Here is a 13,998-nt window from a genome sequence, read left to right as displayed (position 1 = left end):
GTGTTATCCCGGGCCAACTATAGATTAAATGAATGGATCGGTAAAAAAACTTGAATTTGCAAGATAGTCCCGCACCACCGACAGTTGCCCCATGCACTGTGCTTGGTAGGCAGTGCAAAAAGAGGTTCAAACCCACCAGACAGGAGACATCGATGAAACTCACGCGCCGATCTCTGTTGGCCAGCGCATCCGTGCTGCTAACCCCGCCGCTTGCCGGCCTCAACCCTGCCAGGGCAGCCAACGTCCTCACGGTAGGCCTGATCCCTTCCGAGGATTCGCGGGCCATGATCGCCAACAGCCAGGCCATGATGGACATGCTGTCCAAGTCGCTGGGCATGCCGGTCAAGCCCTTCGTGGCGGCGGACTACAACGGCGTGATCGAGGCCCTGCGTTCCAAGCGGCTGGATGTTGCCTACCTCGGCCCCTTCTCGTACGTGATGGGCACCACCGTGGCGCCCATCGAGGCCTTTGCCGTGGCCGAGACCAAGAAGGCCGGCCGGGCCTTCTACCACTCCCTCATCGTGGCCCACAAGGACAGCGGCATCAAGACCGTGGCCGACCTCAAGGGCAAGACCTTCGCCTTCGTGGACCCGACGTCCACCTCGGGCCACCTGTTCCCCAAGGCCGGGCTGATGAAGGAAGGCTTCAACACCGACAAGGATTTCGGCCGCGTGATCTTCTCCGGCTCGCACGACTCGAATGCCGTGGCGGTGCAGAACAAGAAGATCGAGGCCGTGGCGATTGCCGACCGCATCCTGGATGCCGCCATCGCCAAGGGTCTAGCCAAGCGCGAGGACCTGGTGGTGATGTGGAAGTCCGACCCGATCCCCGAGTCGCCCACCGTCTGGCGCAAGGACCTGGATGCGGACCTCAAGAAGCGCGTGCAGGCCGCCTTCCTGGACGTGAAGGACATCCCCTGGTCGGACCAGGGCATGCTCAACGGCTTTCATCCCACGAACGACAAGGCCTACGACATCATCCGCGAGACGGCCAAGATCCTGAACCTCGACCTGAGGGCCATGAAATGATCAGGATCCGTGGTCTGAACAAGCGCTACGGCGACTTCGATGCGCTCACGGGAATCGACCTCGACGTGGCACCGGGCGAGTTCCTGGTCGTGCTGGGCCCTTCGGGTGCCGGCAAATCGACGCTGCTGCGCTGCATCAACCGCCTGGCGGAGCCCACGAGCGGCGAGATCCACATCGACGGACAACTGGCCCAGTCCGGCGGCGCAAGCTTGCGCGGTCTGCGCCGCCAGGTGGCGATGATCTTCCAGCACTACAACGTGGTGCCCCGCCTGTCGGTGCAGAAGAACGTGCTGACGGGCCGCATGGGGGCGGTGCCTGCGGTGCTGTCGTGGCTGCAGATCTTTCCGCGCAAGGACGTGGCGATTGCGCTCGAATGCCTGCGCCGAGTGGAGCTGCAGGACAAGGCCGGGCTGCGCACCGACACGCTCTCGGGCGGGCAAAAGCAGCGCGTGGGCATTGCGCGTGCGCTGGCGCAGCAGCCCAAGGTGATCCTGGCCGATGAGCCCGTGGCCAGCCTGGACCCCAAGACCTCGCGCACGGTACTCAACTACCTCAAGCAGGCCAGCCGCGAACTGGGCATCACCGTGGTCTGCAACCTGCACCAGATCGACTATGCACGCGAGTTCGGCGAACGCATCGTGGGCGTGTCGGGCGGGCGCATCGTCTATGACGGCGGGCCCGAGGGCCTGACGGACGAGGTGCTCAAGCGCATCTACCCCGGACTGGACGAGAGCGACGCCCGCAGCCGCAGCGCCCCTGCCGTGGCAGCCGCAGCAGCGCCTGCGCTGCGCCAGTTGAAACTTGAGGAGGCAAGCGCATGAACATCGGTTCCTACACTTTTCTGGTGGCCCGGCCCAGCGGCGGACTGGGGTGGTGGCCGCGCATCGGCATTGGTGCGCTGTTCGTCGGCGTGCTGTGGTGGGCCGCGCGCGGCGCGCAGGTCAGTTTTGGCGAACTGGCCAAGGGCCTGCCGTGGATCGGCGATTTCCTGGGGCGCATGCTGCCGCCCAACTGGGCGTTTCTGGATAAGCTGATCGTCCCGGCGATCGAGACCATCCAGATCGCCGTGTGGGGCACGCTGCTCGCGGTGCTCCTGGCGATCCCCGTGTGCTTCTTCGCCGCGCGCAACCTCACGCCCAACATGGTGGTCTACCAGTTCACCCGCCAGCTGTTCAACGTGACGCGCGGAGTCAACGAGATCATCCTGGCGCTGGTGTTCGTGGCCGCCGTGGGGCTGGGGCCGTTTCCGGGCGTGCTGGCCCTGGCGGTGCATGGTGCGGGCATGCTGGGCAAGTTCTTCGCCGAGTCGATCGAGGAGATAGACCAGGGGCCCATCGAGGCACTGCGCTCCACGGGGGCCGGGCCCATACAGACCATCATCTTTGCCGTGCTGCCCCAGGTGGTGACCGCATGGATCGCCGTGGTCCTCTACCGCTTCGAGACCAACCTGCGCCAGGCCACCGTGCTGGGCATGGTGGGCGCGGGCGGCATCGGATTCGAACTGGTGGGCAGCATGAAGCTGTTCCAGTACCAGGACACCGCCACCTGCATCGCCGTGATCATCGCCATGGTGATGGTGGCCGACACCATCTCGACCCGGCTGCGTGCCTGGATTCAAAAAGGAGCCCGTTGATGAATACCGTTGTTGACACTGTGCAGGCCAACGGCCGGCAGTATGCCCGACCCCAAGCCCCGGTGGTGGTGGTCTGCGTGGATGGCTGCGAGCCCGACTACGTGACGCAGGCCATACAGGCTGGCGCGGCGCCGTACCTCAAGCGCATGCTGGCGCGGGGCAGTTCGCTGATCGGGGACTGCGTGGTCCCCAGCTTCACCAACCCGAACAATGTGTCCATCGTGACCGGCGTGCCGCCTTCGGTGCACGGCATCTGCGGCAACTACTTCTACGACGTGGCCGCCGACCGCGAGGTCATGATGAACGACCCCGAGTACCTGCGTGCCCCGACGCTCCTGGCCGCCTTTGCCGATGCCGGTGCGCTGGTGGCGGCCGTGACGGCCAAGGACAAGCTGCGCACCATGCTCGGCCACGGCCTCAAGGGCATCTGCTTTTCAGCCGAGAAGGCCGACAAGGCCACGCTGGCCGAGTGCGGCATCGAGAATGTGCTGGAGCTGGTGGGCAAGCCCGTGCCCTCGGTGTACAGCGCCGGCCTCAGCGAGTTCGTCTTTGCGGCCGGCGTGCGCCTGATGGAGACCCGCCGGCCGGACCTGATGTACCTGTCGACCACCGACTACGTGCAGCACAAGTGCGCACCGGGCACGCCGGAGGCCAACGCCTTTTACGCGATGATGGACGGCTACCTCGCCCAGCTCGATGCGCTGGGCGCGGTCATCGGCCTCACCGCCGACCATGGCATGAGCCCCAAGACCGACGCCGCGGGCAACCCGCGCGTGGTCTACCTGCAGCAGGAGCTGGATGCACAGCTCGGCGCGGGCAGCACGCGGGTGATCCTGCCAATCACCGATCCCTATGTGGTGCACCACGGCGCCCTGGGCTCGTTCGCGACCATCTACGTGAATGCCGGCGCCACGCTGGAGGGCGTGCGCAGCGCGTTGCTGGCACTGCCGGGCGTGGAGGTGGTGCTGACGCGGGAAGAGGCGGTGCAACGCTTCGAGCTGGCGGGCGACCGCATCGGCGATCTGGTGGTGGTGTCGGACCACCTCACGGTGCTGGGCACCAGTGCGGCGCGGCACGACCTGAGCGGGCTGACCGTGCCCCTGCGCTCGCACGGCGGCATCTCGGAGCAGAAGGTGCCGCTGCTGTTCAACCGGCCCCTGAAGGGCGTCGCCCCCGGCCGGCGGTTGCGCAATTTCGACGTGTTCGACCTCGCGTTGAACCACGCTCTTCCCTCCGCCTAAAGGTCTTTCCATGCCACATGAATACTTGAACCCCGTACGCAGTGTCTACGGGGCAGGGGAACTGTTGTCCCTGCCAAAGCTGCTGGACGGCCGACGGGCACTGCTGGTCACCTTTCCGGAGGCCCGCCAGTTGGGCCTCGTGGCCCGCATCGAGGGCCTGCTGGGCGAGCAGCTGGCCGGCGTGATCGACGATGTGCGGCCCAACCCGGATGTCGCGGAGCTTGCGGCGGTCTACGACGCCTTCTGGTCCGGCGAGGCCGCCAGTGCCGAGGTGATCATTGCGGTGGGCGGTGGCAGTGCCATCGATACCGCCAAGGCGCTGATGGTGGCCACGCCCAGCGGGCGCTTCTCTGAACTGGTGGCGCTGCTGGCATCCGGCAAGGCCTTCACGCCAGCGCGGACCAAGACACTCATCGCCGTGCCGACGACGGCCGGTACCGGCAGCGAAGTGACGCCCTGGGCCACGGTATGGGACCGCGGCGCGCAGAAGAAGTACTCGCTGCACCTGCCCGAGACCTGGCCCAGCATCGCGCTGATCGACCCCGAGCTCATGCTGTCGCTACCCGCCTCGGTCACGCTGCAAAGCGGGCTGGACGCGCTGTCGCACGCACTGGAGTCGATCTGGAACGTGAATGCCAACCCCGTGTCCGACACCTTCGCGGTGGCGGCGGTGCACGAGATCCTGGAGACCCTGCCGCAGCTGATGGAACACCTGGACGACGCGGCGCTGCGCGGCCGCATGGCCCTGGCGGCCCTGAAGGCCGGCATGGCCTTCTCGAACACGCGCACGGCGCTGGCGCACTCGATCTCCTACGAGATGACGCTGCGCTATGGGCTGCCGCACGGCATTGCCTGCAGTTTTCCGCTGCCCATGGTGCTGGAGCGGGCCATTGGCCAGAACCCGGAGCGCGACGCCGTGCTGGAAAGCGCGCTGGGAAACCTGGCCGACGCGCCGGCCCGGCTGGCCCGCTTCATCGAGGAACTGGGCGTGAGGACGCGCTTTGCCGACTACGGCGTGAGCGACGCCCAGGCGCAGCAGATGGTGGCCCATGCGCTGACCGGCGCACGCGGCAAGAACTTCATCGGAGCCAACACGGCAGCAATCAAGGAGGCAGCATGAGTTACATCATGGAAAGCGTGGACTTCCGCGCGGAGGCCCTGCGCATCGGCGGCGCCAGGGTCCGCACGGAGCGCATCATCGACGTCGTCAACCCCTACAGCGGCGAGCGCGTGGGCACGGTGGGCATGGCCAGCGTGGAGGACGTGCGCCGGGCGATGGACATCGCCCATGCCTATGTGCCCACGCTGTCGCGCTACGAGCGCTCGGCCATCCTCAACCGTGCGGCGGCGCTGCTGCGCGAGCGCACCGACGAGGCGTCGAACATCATCACCGCCGAGTCGGGCCTGTGCAAGAAGGACAGCACCTACGAGATCGGGCGCGTGGCAGACGTGCTCAACTTCGGCGCCAACGAGGCCCTGCGCGACGATGGGCAGGTGTTCTCGTGCGACCTCACGCCGCACGGCAAGAAGCGCAAGGTGATCACCACGCGCGAGCCGCTGTTGGGTGTCATCACGGCCATCACGCCCTTCAACCACCCCATGAACCAGGTGGCGCACAAGGTGGTGCCGGCCGTGGCCACCAACAACCGCATGGTGCTCAAGCCCTCGGAGAAGGTGCCCCTGTCGGCCTACTATTTTGCCGATCTGCTGTACGAGGCCGGCCTGCCCGTGGAGATGCTGCAGGTGGTAACCGGCGATCCGCGCGAGATCGCCGACGAGCTGCTGACCCACCGCCATGTGGATCTGGTCACCTTCACGGGCGGGGTGGCCATCGGCAAGTACATCGCGTCCAAGGCTGGCTACCGGCGCATGGTGCTGGAGCTGGGCGGCAACGACCCGCTGATCGTGATGGACGATGCCGACCTGGACAAGGCCAGCGACTTGGCGGTGCAGGGCTCGTACAAGAACTCGGGCCAGCGCTGCACGGCGGTCAAGCGCATGCTGGTGCATGAGAAGGTGGCGGCCGAGTTCACCGAGCGCGTGGTGGCCAAGACCAAGGCATGGCGCCATGGCGACCCCATGGACAAGGCCAACGAGATGGGCACGGTGATCGACGAGGCGGCGGCCCTGCATTTCGAGAAGGTGGTGAACGAGGCCATCGCCCAGGGCGCGCGCCTGCTGGCGGGCAATGTGCGCGAGGGCGCGCTGTATTCCCCCACGGTGCTGGACCGGGTGCGCCCGGAGATGACCGTGGTGCGCGAGGAGACCTTCGGCCCCGTTTCGCCCATCCTGACCTTTCGCAACATCGACGAGGCGATCCGCATCTCCAACGGCACGGCCTTCGGCCTGTCGTCGGGCATCTGCACCAACCGCATGGACGACGTGACCCGCTTTGCCAAGGAGCTGCAGGTCGGCACCGTCAACCTGTGGGAGGTGCCCGGCTACCGCATCGAGCTGACCCCGTTCGGCGGCATCAAGGACTCGGGCCTGGGCTACAAGGAAGGGGTGCAGGAGGCGATCAAGTCGTTCACCAACTGCAAGACGTTCACCCTGCCTTGGTAGCGGATTGAAAAGCACCCGACAGGCCCGCTTCTTCAGTGGATGCTGTTCAGAAGGCCGGGTGTGTCGCGCACCGCTCCATAGAAGTCTTGTCCTACACCGTGCAGGCTAGCCACGTGATAGCTTTGGCCGTTCATTCAAGGAGCCGGCAATGAGCGATGACAAAAGCCAGACGGTACAGGACCGCCGTTTCATCAACCTCAGCGAACCCTGTGAAGTGCGCGACTGGGCCCATAGCCTGGGCGTCGCGGAAGCCCCGGCCGACCCGTCCGCCGACAAGGTCCGCGAGTACCTGGTTTCGCGGTAGTGGGGCCTGCCATGGCACCCCCACGGCAACGCGCCCACCCCGGACGCCGTTCTGCGGAATAGTCGCCTCGAGCCACCATGAAGGAGCCCTTGGCCCAGTACAGGAAGAAGCGCAACTTTGCGCTGACGCCGGAGCCCGCGGAAGGCGGTGTGCCGGGCGGCGATGCCCTGCAGTACGTGATCCAGAAGCACTGGGCCAGCCGCCTGCACTATGACTTGCGGCTTGAGCTGGACGGCACGATGAAGAGCTGGGCCGTGCCCAAAGGGCCGAGCTACGATCCGGCCGACAAGCGCATGGCCGTGCAGGTGGAAGACCATCCCATCGCCTACAACAGCTTCGAAGGCCAGATTCCGGCGAAGCAGTATGGTGCCGGCCGGGTCATCATCTGGGATCGCGGCTACTGGGTGCCGGTCGGGGATCCCCGCGAGGGCTACCGCAAGGGGAAATTAAAGTTCGAGCTTCACGGGCACAAGCTTCAGGGCCATTGGACGCTGGTGCGCATGCACGGCCGCGCAGGCGAAAAGCAGCCACCCTGGCTGCTCATCAAGGAACACGACGGGCTGGAACGCCCCGGCCACGAGTTCAGCGTGGTGGATGAAATGCCCGACAGCGTCGCGGCGGCGCCCGCGGTCTCCGCGCCCCGAAAGGCCCCGGCAAGGCCCGGCGGCGTGGTGCCGTCCGCCAAGCGCCAGGCGAGCGCGATGACGGCGCCCACAGCGCCGCTCCCGGAGACGCTGTCGCCCCAGCTCGCCACCTTGGTGGACGGTCCACCCCATGACACCACGGGCTGGATCTGGGAGCTGAAGTTCGACGGCTACCGCCTCCTGGCCCGCGTGGAACGAGGCAAGGCGCGGCTGTTCACCCGCAACGGCAATGACTGGACGGCCAGGATGCCGGACCTGGCGGCGGCCATCGCCAGGCTTGCGTTGAAGTCCGGCTGGATCGACGGTGAAGTGCTCATGCCCGATGCCCATGGCGTCCCAGACTTTCAGGCGCTGCAAAATGCATTCGATGGCCAGTCCACGCAAGCACTGGTTTTCTATGTGTTCGACTTGCCCTACGCGGATGGCCATGACCTTCGTGCGCTTCCTCTCGTGGAGCGGCGGGAGCATCTTCGCAAGGTCGTGGAAGGGGCACCCACCGACCGGGTGCGCTTCAGCGAGGCCTTTGAAGCGCGGCCGGCCGACTTGGTTTCCTCGGCCTGCAAGCTGGGCTTTGAAGGGGTCATCGGAAAACTCAAGGCGGGCGGGTACGCTTCTCGGCGCAGCGCGGAGTGGATCAAGCTCAAGTGCACCCACCGCCAGGAGTTCGTGATCGGCGGCTACACCGACCCGCAGGGATCTCGCACGGGGATTGGGTCCTTGCTGCTCGGTGTCCACGACGACACCGGCACACTGCGCTATGCGGGCAATGTGGGTACGGGGTTCAGTGAACGCGTCCTGGCCGATCTGAGCCGAAGGCTCCGTGCGCTGCGCACCAGCGCGAGCCCGTTCGCCAATCCGCGCGCCATCGGGAAAAAAGCCCACTGGGTCGAGCCGAAGCTCCTCGCCGAAGTCTCGTTTGGAGAATGGACAAAGGAAGGCAGAATCCGGCACTCCGTGTTTCATGGCCTGCGCGATGACAAGCCGCCCCAGGCCATTGTCCAGGAAAGGCCGAAGCAGTGGGCGAAACACCCGGCCGCCGCCGGCTCCGGGATCGGTTCGTTGCGCGTATCGCATCCCGAGCGGGTCATTGACCCATCCACCGGCACCACGAAGATCGACCTTATCCGCTACTACGCCACCGTGGCGCCGCTGCTGATGCCCCACCTGGAAGGCCGCCCGGCTTCCCTCGTCCGTGCACCAGACGGGGTGAGCGGTGAACTGTTCTTTCAGAAGCACCTGGAGACTGGCCGCATGGAGGGCGTGCGGCAGCTCGCGGAGAGCCTTTTTCCCGGGCACCCTGCTCTGCTTGAAATCGCGGGCCCGCAAGGGCTGTTGTCGGCCGCGCAGATGAACACGGTCGAGTTGCATACATGGAATGCCCGCAAGGACAGGATAGGGCGACCGGACCGGATGACCTTTGACCTGGACCCCGGCGAGGGAGTGCCCTGGACCCACGTGCAGGAAGCAGCGACCTTGGTGCGCCTGATGCTCACCGAGCTGGGCCTGCCCGCCTTTCTCAAGACCAGCGGAGGCAAAGGCCTGCACATCGTCGTGCCGATCAAGCGGCTTCATGACTGGGAAACGGTCAAGGGATTCAGCCAGGCGGTGGTGCGGCATCTGGCACAGACGATTCCACAGCGGTTCGTGGCCAAGAGCGGGCCCAAAAACCGCGTGGGCAAGGTCTTCGTGGACTACCTTCGCAATGGTTTCGGAGCGACGACAGCAAGCGCCTGGACGGCCCGCGCACGCCCCGGGATGGGCATATCGGTCCCGGTATCGTGGCCGGAACTGGACATGCTGGGCAGCGGTGCGCACTGGAATATCCAGAACGTAGGGCCACGTTTGCCCGTGGGCAACGGCGCCTGGGAGGGCTATGGGCAGGCTGCGGTGTCGATATCCAGCGCCCTGAAAGCGCTGGACTGAAGCCGCGCCACCCTAAAACTCCATTCGACGAAGACACGCCGCTTCAAAAATCGATGAAAACTCCGCCAGGAACGTCATCGACCGCCCCTGCTTTCGCCTCACGCATCTCTGCGATTGATATAGAAGACGCCGTCCTGTCCCTCGTCCACCTCGAGCTCCATGGGGCTCTTTCCGGTGGCGGCAAACAAGGACCAGGCCGTGTCCGCGATGGCGCCATGGTGGGCCATCACAAGCCCCAGCAGCTTTGCGACATCTTCCTTTGCATGGTGCCGCGGCCAGACCACGTCGACGGCGATGTTCTCCTTGCCATCACTGCAGCTGAAATTGATTTTTGCGTTGACCCCATGCGGGGAATGCGCCTCATCAGGATTTCGGCCCACCATGGCCCTTACCACGTCCAGCGCGGCGCCCGGATCCTCCTCCCCGGCAATGGATTCCCGGACATGCGCTTGATTCAACAGGTCATTTTGCATTTCAACCTCGCATTCTCATCGCCAAGGGGCCCGTTTCTCGGTGCTGTCTCCAGCGCTGGCAATCGCCCCACGGGCCCGTCATGCAAGCTTCATTGAATGCCCCGCGTTCGTGCGCGGATGTCAGTCATGTGCCTGCCCGCCAGTCGGACACGTGATCGTGGCAACACAACCGAAATTGCAACAAATTGCAGAATTTGTTTCAAAAAGTGCGATCTGTTGTCATGAGAATCTGCTCTATTCACAATAAGTCACTCCACCCCCTAACGGAGTGCAACATGCCCATGGAGCTACTGTTCGCCCTTGCACAGACCGAGTTGCCCAAGACCGTCGAGAAGCCTTGCGACGTGGACAAGCTTCGGGTGCTGGCGGCCGCGCAGCTTGTTGACGTCCGGCTCCCGGATGTGGGGGCCCGCGACCAGGTGGCGGAGGTCTTCGGCATTTCCCAGCAAGGTCGCGCGGCATTGGCAAAAGCCTATCCCCACCACGCCTTCAGGTTCACCTCCACCTTTTCTTCCGGCTCCATCATTCCCGACTGGCTGCCCTCGCTGGACAGCTGCCGCATGGAACGCGATGCGACGCGGACGACATTGGATTCCTAGCACCTGCGGACGTTTTCAAGGTGGGCGTGCAGGATCCACGCCCCCATTCACAAAGCCCCTTCCCGCCCACTGCAGCCTGCGCCGAGAACCGCAACGGCCTCGCGCGCATGGGCGGGGCGATGCGCGTCCATGGCCGAAGCGGACATGCCTTCTTCGTCAATGGAGTGCGCGCACTTGTCCCTGCCGGCCTGTCTGGCCCGTTCGGCCAAGCGCCCATAGAAGCTCGCGACCTCGCGCAGGTCCTGTTCGTCCAGGTCCTCGATGCCGATCATGCGGTTGCTCGCATGCCGATTGGCCGCCAGCAGCTCATTGAGCTTGAGGTGAATGGCCACGCTGTCCTTGTTCTGGCTTTGCTGGATGAGAAACACCATCAGGAACGTCACGATGGTGGTTCCCGTGTTGATGACCAGTTGCCAGTTCTCTGAAAAGTGAAAGATCGGACCGGTGACGGCCCAGGCCAGCACCATGAGGAGCGCGGCGCAGAACATGCCGGGAGATCCGGCCCACCGCGTGACATGCGATGCGAAATGGTCAAAGGCCGCCTGCACGGAGGTACGGGTGGCGTAAGACGGGCTGCTGGTCGAAGGCATGGCACCCATCGCATCCGTGCCCTCGCCCTGCTGCAGTAGTGGCTCTTTCATGGGGACTTCCTTTCTCGCTGACTGGTCAAGGGCCGGAGGGCTGCCGCCGCCGATCCGCAGCGCACGGCCTGCAAGCAGCCAAGGGAAAAGCCCGGTCGCGCCAGCCCTCGCCTGAAGGGCCCTGCCGGGCTGCGGTGATTGTGGGAGTGCCTTGCCCGGCCGGCAGGTCGGAAGCCTTGCCCATCCGCCATGGGCCGGGTCCTACAGATTCACCCCTGCGAGCACCCGGACACCCGGGGGCTCTTCATCCCAGCAATTGCAACCAAAGGCAACAGCGTCCAGCCAGCGCCCGGTATCGCAGTTGTCTGACAGACGCACACCGGTTGCTTTGCTGAAATCCCGCTATCAGCCATTGAGGCTGGCCCGGGAGGTCATTGCGACTCCCACCTTTTTTGACAAAGGAACCATCATGAAACGCCACCCTTTGCCCCCCGGAGCCCGCGCACTTGCAGCGTTTGCCGGTACGGTCGTGCTTGCGGTACTTGCAGCGGCATCCTTGTTGATGCCCGATGTGGCGGTGCAGTCGGTGGACTCCATGTCGCTCTTGCCCCATGGGCTGGACCAGCTCCTGCCCACGAGCCTGTTCCAGTAGCGGACTGCCGGCACTGGGTTGCCAGGGCACGTAGATTGCCCACATCCGGTGCGCGCTTCTGCACTTTTTTGGCAAAGTAGAAAAAATCATAGCATCGGAGTACCATCTGGCGCTGCACAACGGCATTTCCGTTGTCATTCAAGAATGGAGGACGATCGTGACCACACGTTTTCGAATCTCTGCAGGCCTGAATTCCTCTTCCTCTCACGCCATCGCATGGCGTTGGTCCGCCCTGGCGCTGATCGCGGGCCTCCTGGGCTGCACGAGCCCGCGCGACAGCTCCCTCGAAGAGTTCGCCCGCTGGCATGATGGCGCCCGCGCCCAGGCCCAGGCGGGGACGCTGAGCTGGAGCGAACTCTACAAACAAAGCTTCGACCGCCTGACGGCCCTGCCCCCTTCATTGCAGCAAGACACACGGCTGGAGAACACCGTGCTTCTGCTTTCCACGGCGCGCAAATACGAGGCGAATGAAATCAGCGCCCAGCAGTTTGCCTCGGAGCGGGACCACATCGAAACACAGCTGCAGGCACGGTTGCGCTGAGAATCGCCCCTGGAGTCCCGGCCCGCTAGCGCAAGCCTGCGGCGCCCTGCTCCACGATGGCAATGCGCCGCCGCAGCGCCGATGCCGACTCCGCGTCTCCTGCAGCGTCAGCGCGCTGCGCCTGCAGCGTCAACCAGGCCATCAAAGGCCGCCGCCAGCCCTGTGTGGACGCGGCATCGATGGCATTGCCAATCACGGCCGGGCTGGCACGCCCTGCCTGAAACAGCACCCCGGCCGCCACCAGGCGCGAGAGCGGATCCTCGATGGCGGACAAGTCCGCCCCATCCCCCGACACGGCCACCTTGCGCTGCGCTTCGGGCAGCAGGCTTGCCCCTTGCGGCGGCACGCTGCCGGCCAGGTAGTCGGCATAGGCACGCTCCGGCGCCGCCGCATCCGCGCGCAATGGCTCAAAGCGTTCACACGGGCCAGCCACCAGGCTGGCGACCTGCGCCGCGCAGCGCATGAGCTCCAGGCGGGCCAGCAGATCCGGGCGGCCCGTGCGGGCGACCTCCGCGCGGGCGCGGTCCCACTCCAGCCTGTCGACACGGTCATTGCCTGACAGATAGGCTTCCAGCGCCTTTTGCGCGGAGGCCTGGGCGTTCATTTGCCAGTCGGGCACCCGGGGCTTGCCGGAGCAGGCGGACAGCAGCAGCGCCGCCGCCAGGAGCGCGGCATGGGTCAGGTGCCGCCGCAGCACAGCAGGGGGCGTGGGGATAAGACGCTTCATGGCAGCTTGAGCTCCGTGTCCCGCGCGAAAGGCCATTTGCGGTTGATCTCATTGACCAGGCTCTCCACCTTGCGCAGGTTGCTTTCCACCTCGGCGCGCAATGCGCCCAGGTCGGTCGTGGCTTCCCGCGCATTGGCACCGATGGCCTGCGCCTCCACCAGCACCGCGTCCACCTTCTGCAGGCTCGCGCGGGTGTCGGCCAGCAGGCCCCCCAGCTGGGCCACCGTGGCCCGCACTTCGGGGACCAGCGCGTCCTTGCTGCCATCGGCCCCAAACACCTGTTTGTCGGCACGTGCCGCCATGCCATCCAGGCGCGCGAGCAGTGCGTTGGTGCGTTCCAGCGTGGCCACGATCTTCTTCGCGTCGGCCTCGTTGCCCATCAGCACGCCCAGCACGCCCCCCGGGCCGTTGATGCGGTCGGTCAGCGCCCGCACGTTGGCCAGGCTGCCGCCCAGGGCCGCGTCCTGCGCGGTGAGGGCATTGAGGTTGGACAGCAGTTCGCGGGCCGAGGCCATGAGCTGCGGGATCTCGGCGGTGGCATCACCGCGCAGTACGGGGCGCACGGAGCCGTCGGGCAGGAGCTTGTCGTTCAGCATGCCCGTGTAGGCGCGGATGTTGGTGCCCCCCACGATGCCCCGCACCAGTGTGAACACGCTGGATTCGCGCAGCCAGTGGGCGTCCTTGCGCGGCACGTCCACGATGATGCGGGCGTTGCCGGTTTCGGCCAGTTCGATGCGGCGCACGCGGCCAATGGGGAAACCGGAGAAGGTCATGTCCATGCCCACCACCACGCCTTCGGAGTCGTCGGCGGTCAGCACCAGGGTCTGCGTGGGCTCGAACGCACCGCGCGCGTACAGCAGGTACAGGCCCGATCCCACGATGAGCGCCAGCGTGAACAGCAGCAGCGCCGCCGCCTTGAGCTCCAGGTAGGCTACCGGGCGCAAGGTTTCCACCGGCGGCACGTCGGCGGCCGCAGGCGCTGGCGCTGGCCCGGGGGGCGGTGTGGGGCGGTGGTGGGGGTTCTCGTCGTTCATGGATGCCGGGCGTGGGTCGCGGGATGTAAGGGTCTGGCGGATGTCGGCAGGCAGGA

Annotated in this window: 15 protein-coding genes; 11 read left to right on the top strand and 4 right to left on the bottom strand. The window is 65.7% G+C overall.

The genetic code is table 11. From position 1 onward, the window contains the following. The first annotated feature begins 152 nt into the window (after nt 1-152). The 8 genes from phnD (at nt 153) to ligD (ending at nt 9,335) form a co-directional block, all read left to right on the top strand. Nucleotides 153-1,028 (top strand): phosphonate ABC transporter substrate-binding protein, encoded by an 876-nt coding sequence (gene phnD, locus AC07OC_RS07665; RefSeq protein ID WP_494600714.1) that lies wholly within the window; start codon nt 153-155, stop codon nt 1,026-1,028. Beyond that, the gene (gene phnC / locus AC07OC_RS07660) at nt 1,025-1,849 is read left to right on the top strand and encodes a phosphonate ABC transporter ATP-binding protein (protein ID WP_492806439.1); all 825 of its coding nucleotides are present in this window, start codon (nt 1,025-1,027) and stop codon (nt 1,847-1,849) included. The genes phnD and phnC overlap by 4 nt, the downstream gene beginning before the upstream one ends. Then, on the top strand, nt 1,846-2,661 hold the full coding sequence (phnE, locus tag AC07OC_RS07655; RefSeq protein WP_218294283.1) for a phosphonate ABC transporter, permease protein PhnE: 816 nt from the start codon (nt 1,846-1,848) through the stop codon (nt 2,659-2,661). The genes phnC and phnE overlap by 4 nt, the downstream gene beginning before the upstream one ends. After that, nucleotides 2,661-3,902 carry a phosphonoacetate hydrolase gene (gene phnA / locus AC07OC_RS07650; protein WP_218338881.1) on the top strand — a complete coding sequence of 414 codons (1,242 nt, stop codon included), beginning with the start codon at nt 2,661-2,663 and terminating at the stop codon, nt 3,900-3,902. Before phnE ends, phnA begins: the two co-directional genes overlap by 1 nt. Nucleotides 3,903-3,912: 10 nt before the next feature. Further along, nucleotides 3,913-5,022 (top strand): iron-containing alcohol dehydrogenase PsrA, encoded by a 1,110-nt coding sequence (psrA, locus tag AC07OC_RS07645; RefSeq protein WP_494600711.1) that lies wholly within the window; start codon nt 3,913-3,915, stop codon nt 5,020-5,022. Continuing rightward, nucleotides 5,019-6,464, top strand: coding sequence for a phosphonoacetaldehyde dehydrogenase (gene phnY / locus AC07OC_RS07640; protein WP_494600709.1), 1,446 nt, complete (start codon nt 5,019-5,021; stop codon nt 6,462-6,464). Before psrA ends, phnY begins: the two co-directional genes overlap by 4 nt. A 148-nt stretch (nt 6,465-6,612) precedes the next feature. Then, on the top strand, nt 6,613-6,768 hold the full coding sequence (locus tag AC07OC_RS07635) for a DUF3606 domain-containing protein (RefSeq protein ID WP_218338884.1): 156 nt from the start codon (nt 6,613-6,615) through the stop codon (nt 6,766-6,768). Nucleotides 6,769-6,845: 77 nt separating this feature from the next. After that, nucleotides 6,846-9,335, top strand: a complete 2,490-nt coding sequence (ligD, locus tag AC07OC_RS07630) for a DNA ligase D (protein WP_218338885.1) — start codon at nt 6,846-6,848, stop codon at nt 9,333-9,335. A 98-nt stretch (nt 9,336-9,433) separates the two neighbouring features. Here ligD and AC07OC_RS07625 read toward each other — a convergent pair whose 3' ends face one another. Then, nucleotides 9,434-9,808, bottom strand: a complete 375-nt coding sequence (locus tag AC07OC_RS07625; protein ID WP_218294277.1) for a glycosyltransferase family protein — start codon at nt 9,806-9,808, stop codon at nt 9,434-9,436. A 275-nt stretch (nt 9,809-10,083) separates the two neighbouring features. On the opposite strand from AC07OC_RS07625, the gene AC07OC_RS07620 reads away from it, so the two are divergent. Continuing rightward, nucleotides 10,084-10,407, top strand: a complete 324-nt coding sequence (locus tag AC07OC_RS07620) for a hypothetical protein (RefSeq protein WP_218338886.1) — start codon at nt 10,084-10,086, stop codon at nt 10,405-10,407. Between the two features lie 47 nt (nt 10,408-10,454). Here AC07OC_RS07620 and AC07OC_RS07615 read toward each other — a convergent pair whose 3' ends face one another. Next, a complete protein-coding gene (locus tag AC07OC_RS07615) occupies nt 10,455-11,048 on the bottom strand; it encodes a low affinity iron permease family protein (RefSeq protein WP_218338887.1) in 594 nt (197 codons plus the stop codon). 409 nt (nt 11,049-11,457) lie between these two features. On the opposite strand from AC07OC_RS07615, the gene AC07OC_RS07610 reads away from it, so the two are divergent. Together AC07OC_RS07610 and AC07OC_RS07605 are read left to right on the top strand one after the other, a co-directional pair. Further along, nucleotides 11,458-11,640 (top strand): hypothetical protein, encoded by a 183-nt coding sequence (locus AC07OC_RS07610; protein ID WP_218294274.1) that lies wholly within the window; start codon nt 11,458-11,460, stop codon nt 11,638-11,640. 157 nt (nt 11,641-11,797) lie between these two features. Then, nucleotides 11,798-12,181: a hypothetical protein gene (locus AC07OC_RS07605; RefSeq protein ID WP_369642265.1), complete on the top strand. Its 384-nt coding sequence runs from the start codon at nt 11,798-11,800 to the stop codon at nt 12,179-12,181. Between the two features lie 25 nt (nt 12,182-12,206). Here the strand turns inward: AC07OC_RS07605 and AC07OC_RS07600 are convergent, their stop codons facing one another. Then, complete coding sequence (locus AC07OC_RS07600; RefSeq protein WP_218338888.1) at nt 12,207-12,908, bottom strand: hypothetical protein; 702 nt, start codon at nt 12,906-12,908, stop codon at nt 12,207-12,209. Further along, on the bottom strand, nt 12,905-13,942 hold the full coding sequence (locus tag AC07OC_RS07595; RefSeq protein ID WP_218338889.1) for an MlaD family protein: 1,038 nt from the start codon (nt 13,940-13,942) through the stop codon (nt 12,905-12,907). Before AC07OC_RS07595 ends, AC07OC_RS07600 begins: the two co-directional genes overlap by 4 nt. Between the last annotated feature and the right edge of the window lie 56 nt (nt 13,943-13,998).

It is taken from the genome of Acidovorax sp. GW821-FHT10E04, from assembly GCF_059415185.1.
This window is presented reverse-complemented; position numbering and strand designations above follow the sequence as displayed.

Excerpts from the sequence above, each read along its gene's own strand:
- phnD (WP_494600714.1), top strand. The coding sequence starts at position 153 with ATGAAACTCACGCGCCGATCTCTGTTGGCCAGCGCATCCGTGCTGCTA.
- phnC (WP_492806439.1), top strand. The coding sequence starts at position 1,025 with ATGATCAGGATCCGTGGTCTGAACAAGCGCTACGGCGACTTCGATGCG.
- phnE (WP_218294283.1), top strand. The coding sequence starts at position 1,846 with ATGAACATCGGTTCCTACACTTTTCTGGTGGCCCGGCCCAGCGGCGGA.
- phnA (WP_218338881.1), top strand. The coding sequence starts at position 2,661 with ATGAATACCGTTGTTGACACTGTGCAGGCCAACGGCCGGCAGTATGCC.
- psrA (WP_494600711.1), top strand. The coding sequence starts at position 3,913 with ATGCCACATGAATACTTGAACCCCGTACGCAGTGTCTACGGGGCAGGG.
- phnY (WP_494600709.1), top strand. The coding sequence starts at position 5,019 with ATGAGTTACATCATGGAAAGCGTGGACTTCCGCGCGGAGGCCCTGCGC.
- AC07OC_RS07635 (WP_218338884.1), top strand. The coding sequence starts at position 6,613 with ATGAGCGATGACAAAAGCCAGACGGTACAGGACCGCCGTTTCATCAAC.
- ligD (WP_218338885.1), top strand. The coding sequence starts at position 6,846 with ATGAAGGAGCCCTTGGCCCAGTACAGGAAGAAGCGCAACTTTGCGCTG.
- AC07OC_RS07625 (WP_218294277.1), bottom strand. The coding sequence starts at position 9,808 with ATGCAAAATGACCTGTTGAATCAAGCGCATGTCCGGGAATCCATTGCC.
- AC07OC_RS07620 (WP_218338886.1), top strand. The coding sequence starts at position 10,084 with ATGCCCATGGAGCTACTGTTCGCCCTTGCACAGACCGAGTTGCCCAAG.
- AC07OC_RS07615 (WP_218338887.1), bottom strand. The coding sequence starts at position 11,048 with ATGAAAGAGCCACTACTGCAGCAGGGCGAGGGCACGGATGCGATGGGT.
- AC07OC_RS07610 (WP_218294274.1), top strand. The coding sequence starts at position 11,458 with ATGAAACGCCACCCTTTGCCCCCCGGAGCCCGCGCACTTGCAGCGTTT.
- AC07OC_RS07600 (WP_218338888.1), bottom strand. The coding sequence starts at position 12,908 with ATGAAGCGTCTTATCCCCACGCCCCCTGCTGTGCTGCGGCGGCACCTG.
- AC07OC_RS07595 (WP_218338889.1), bottom strand. The coding sequence starts at position 13,942 with ATGAACGACGAGAACCCCCACCACCGCCCCACACCGCCCCCCGGGCCA.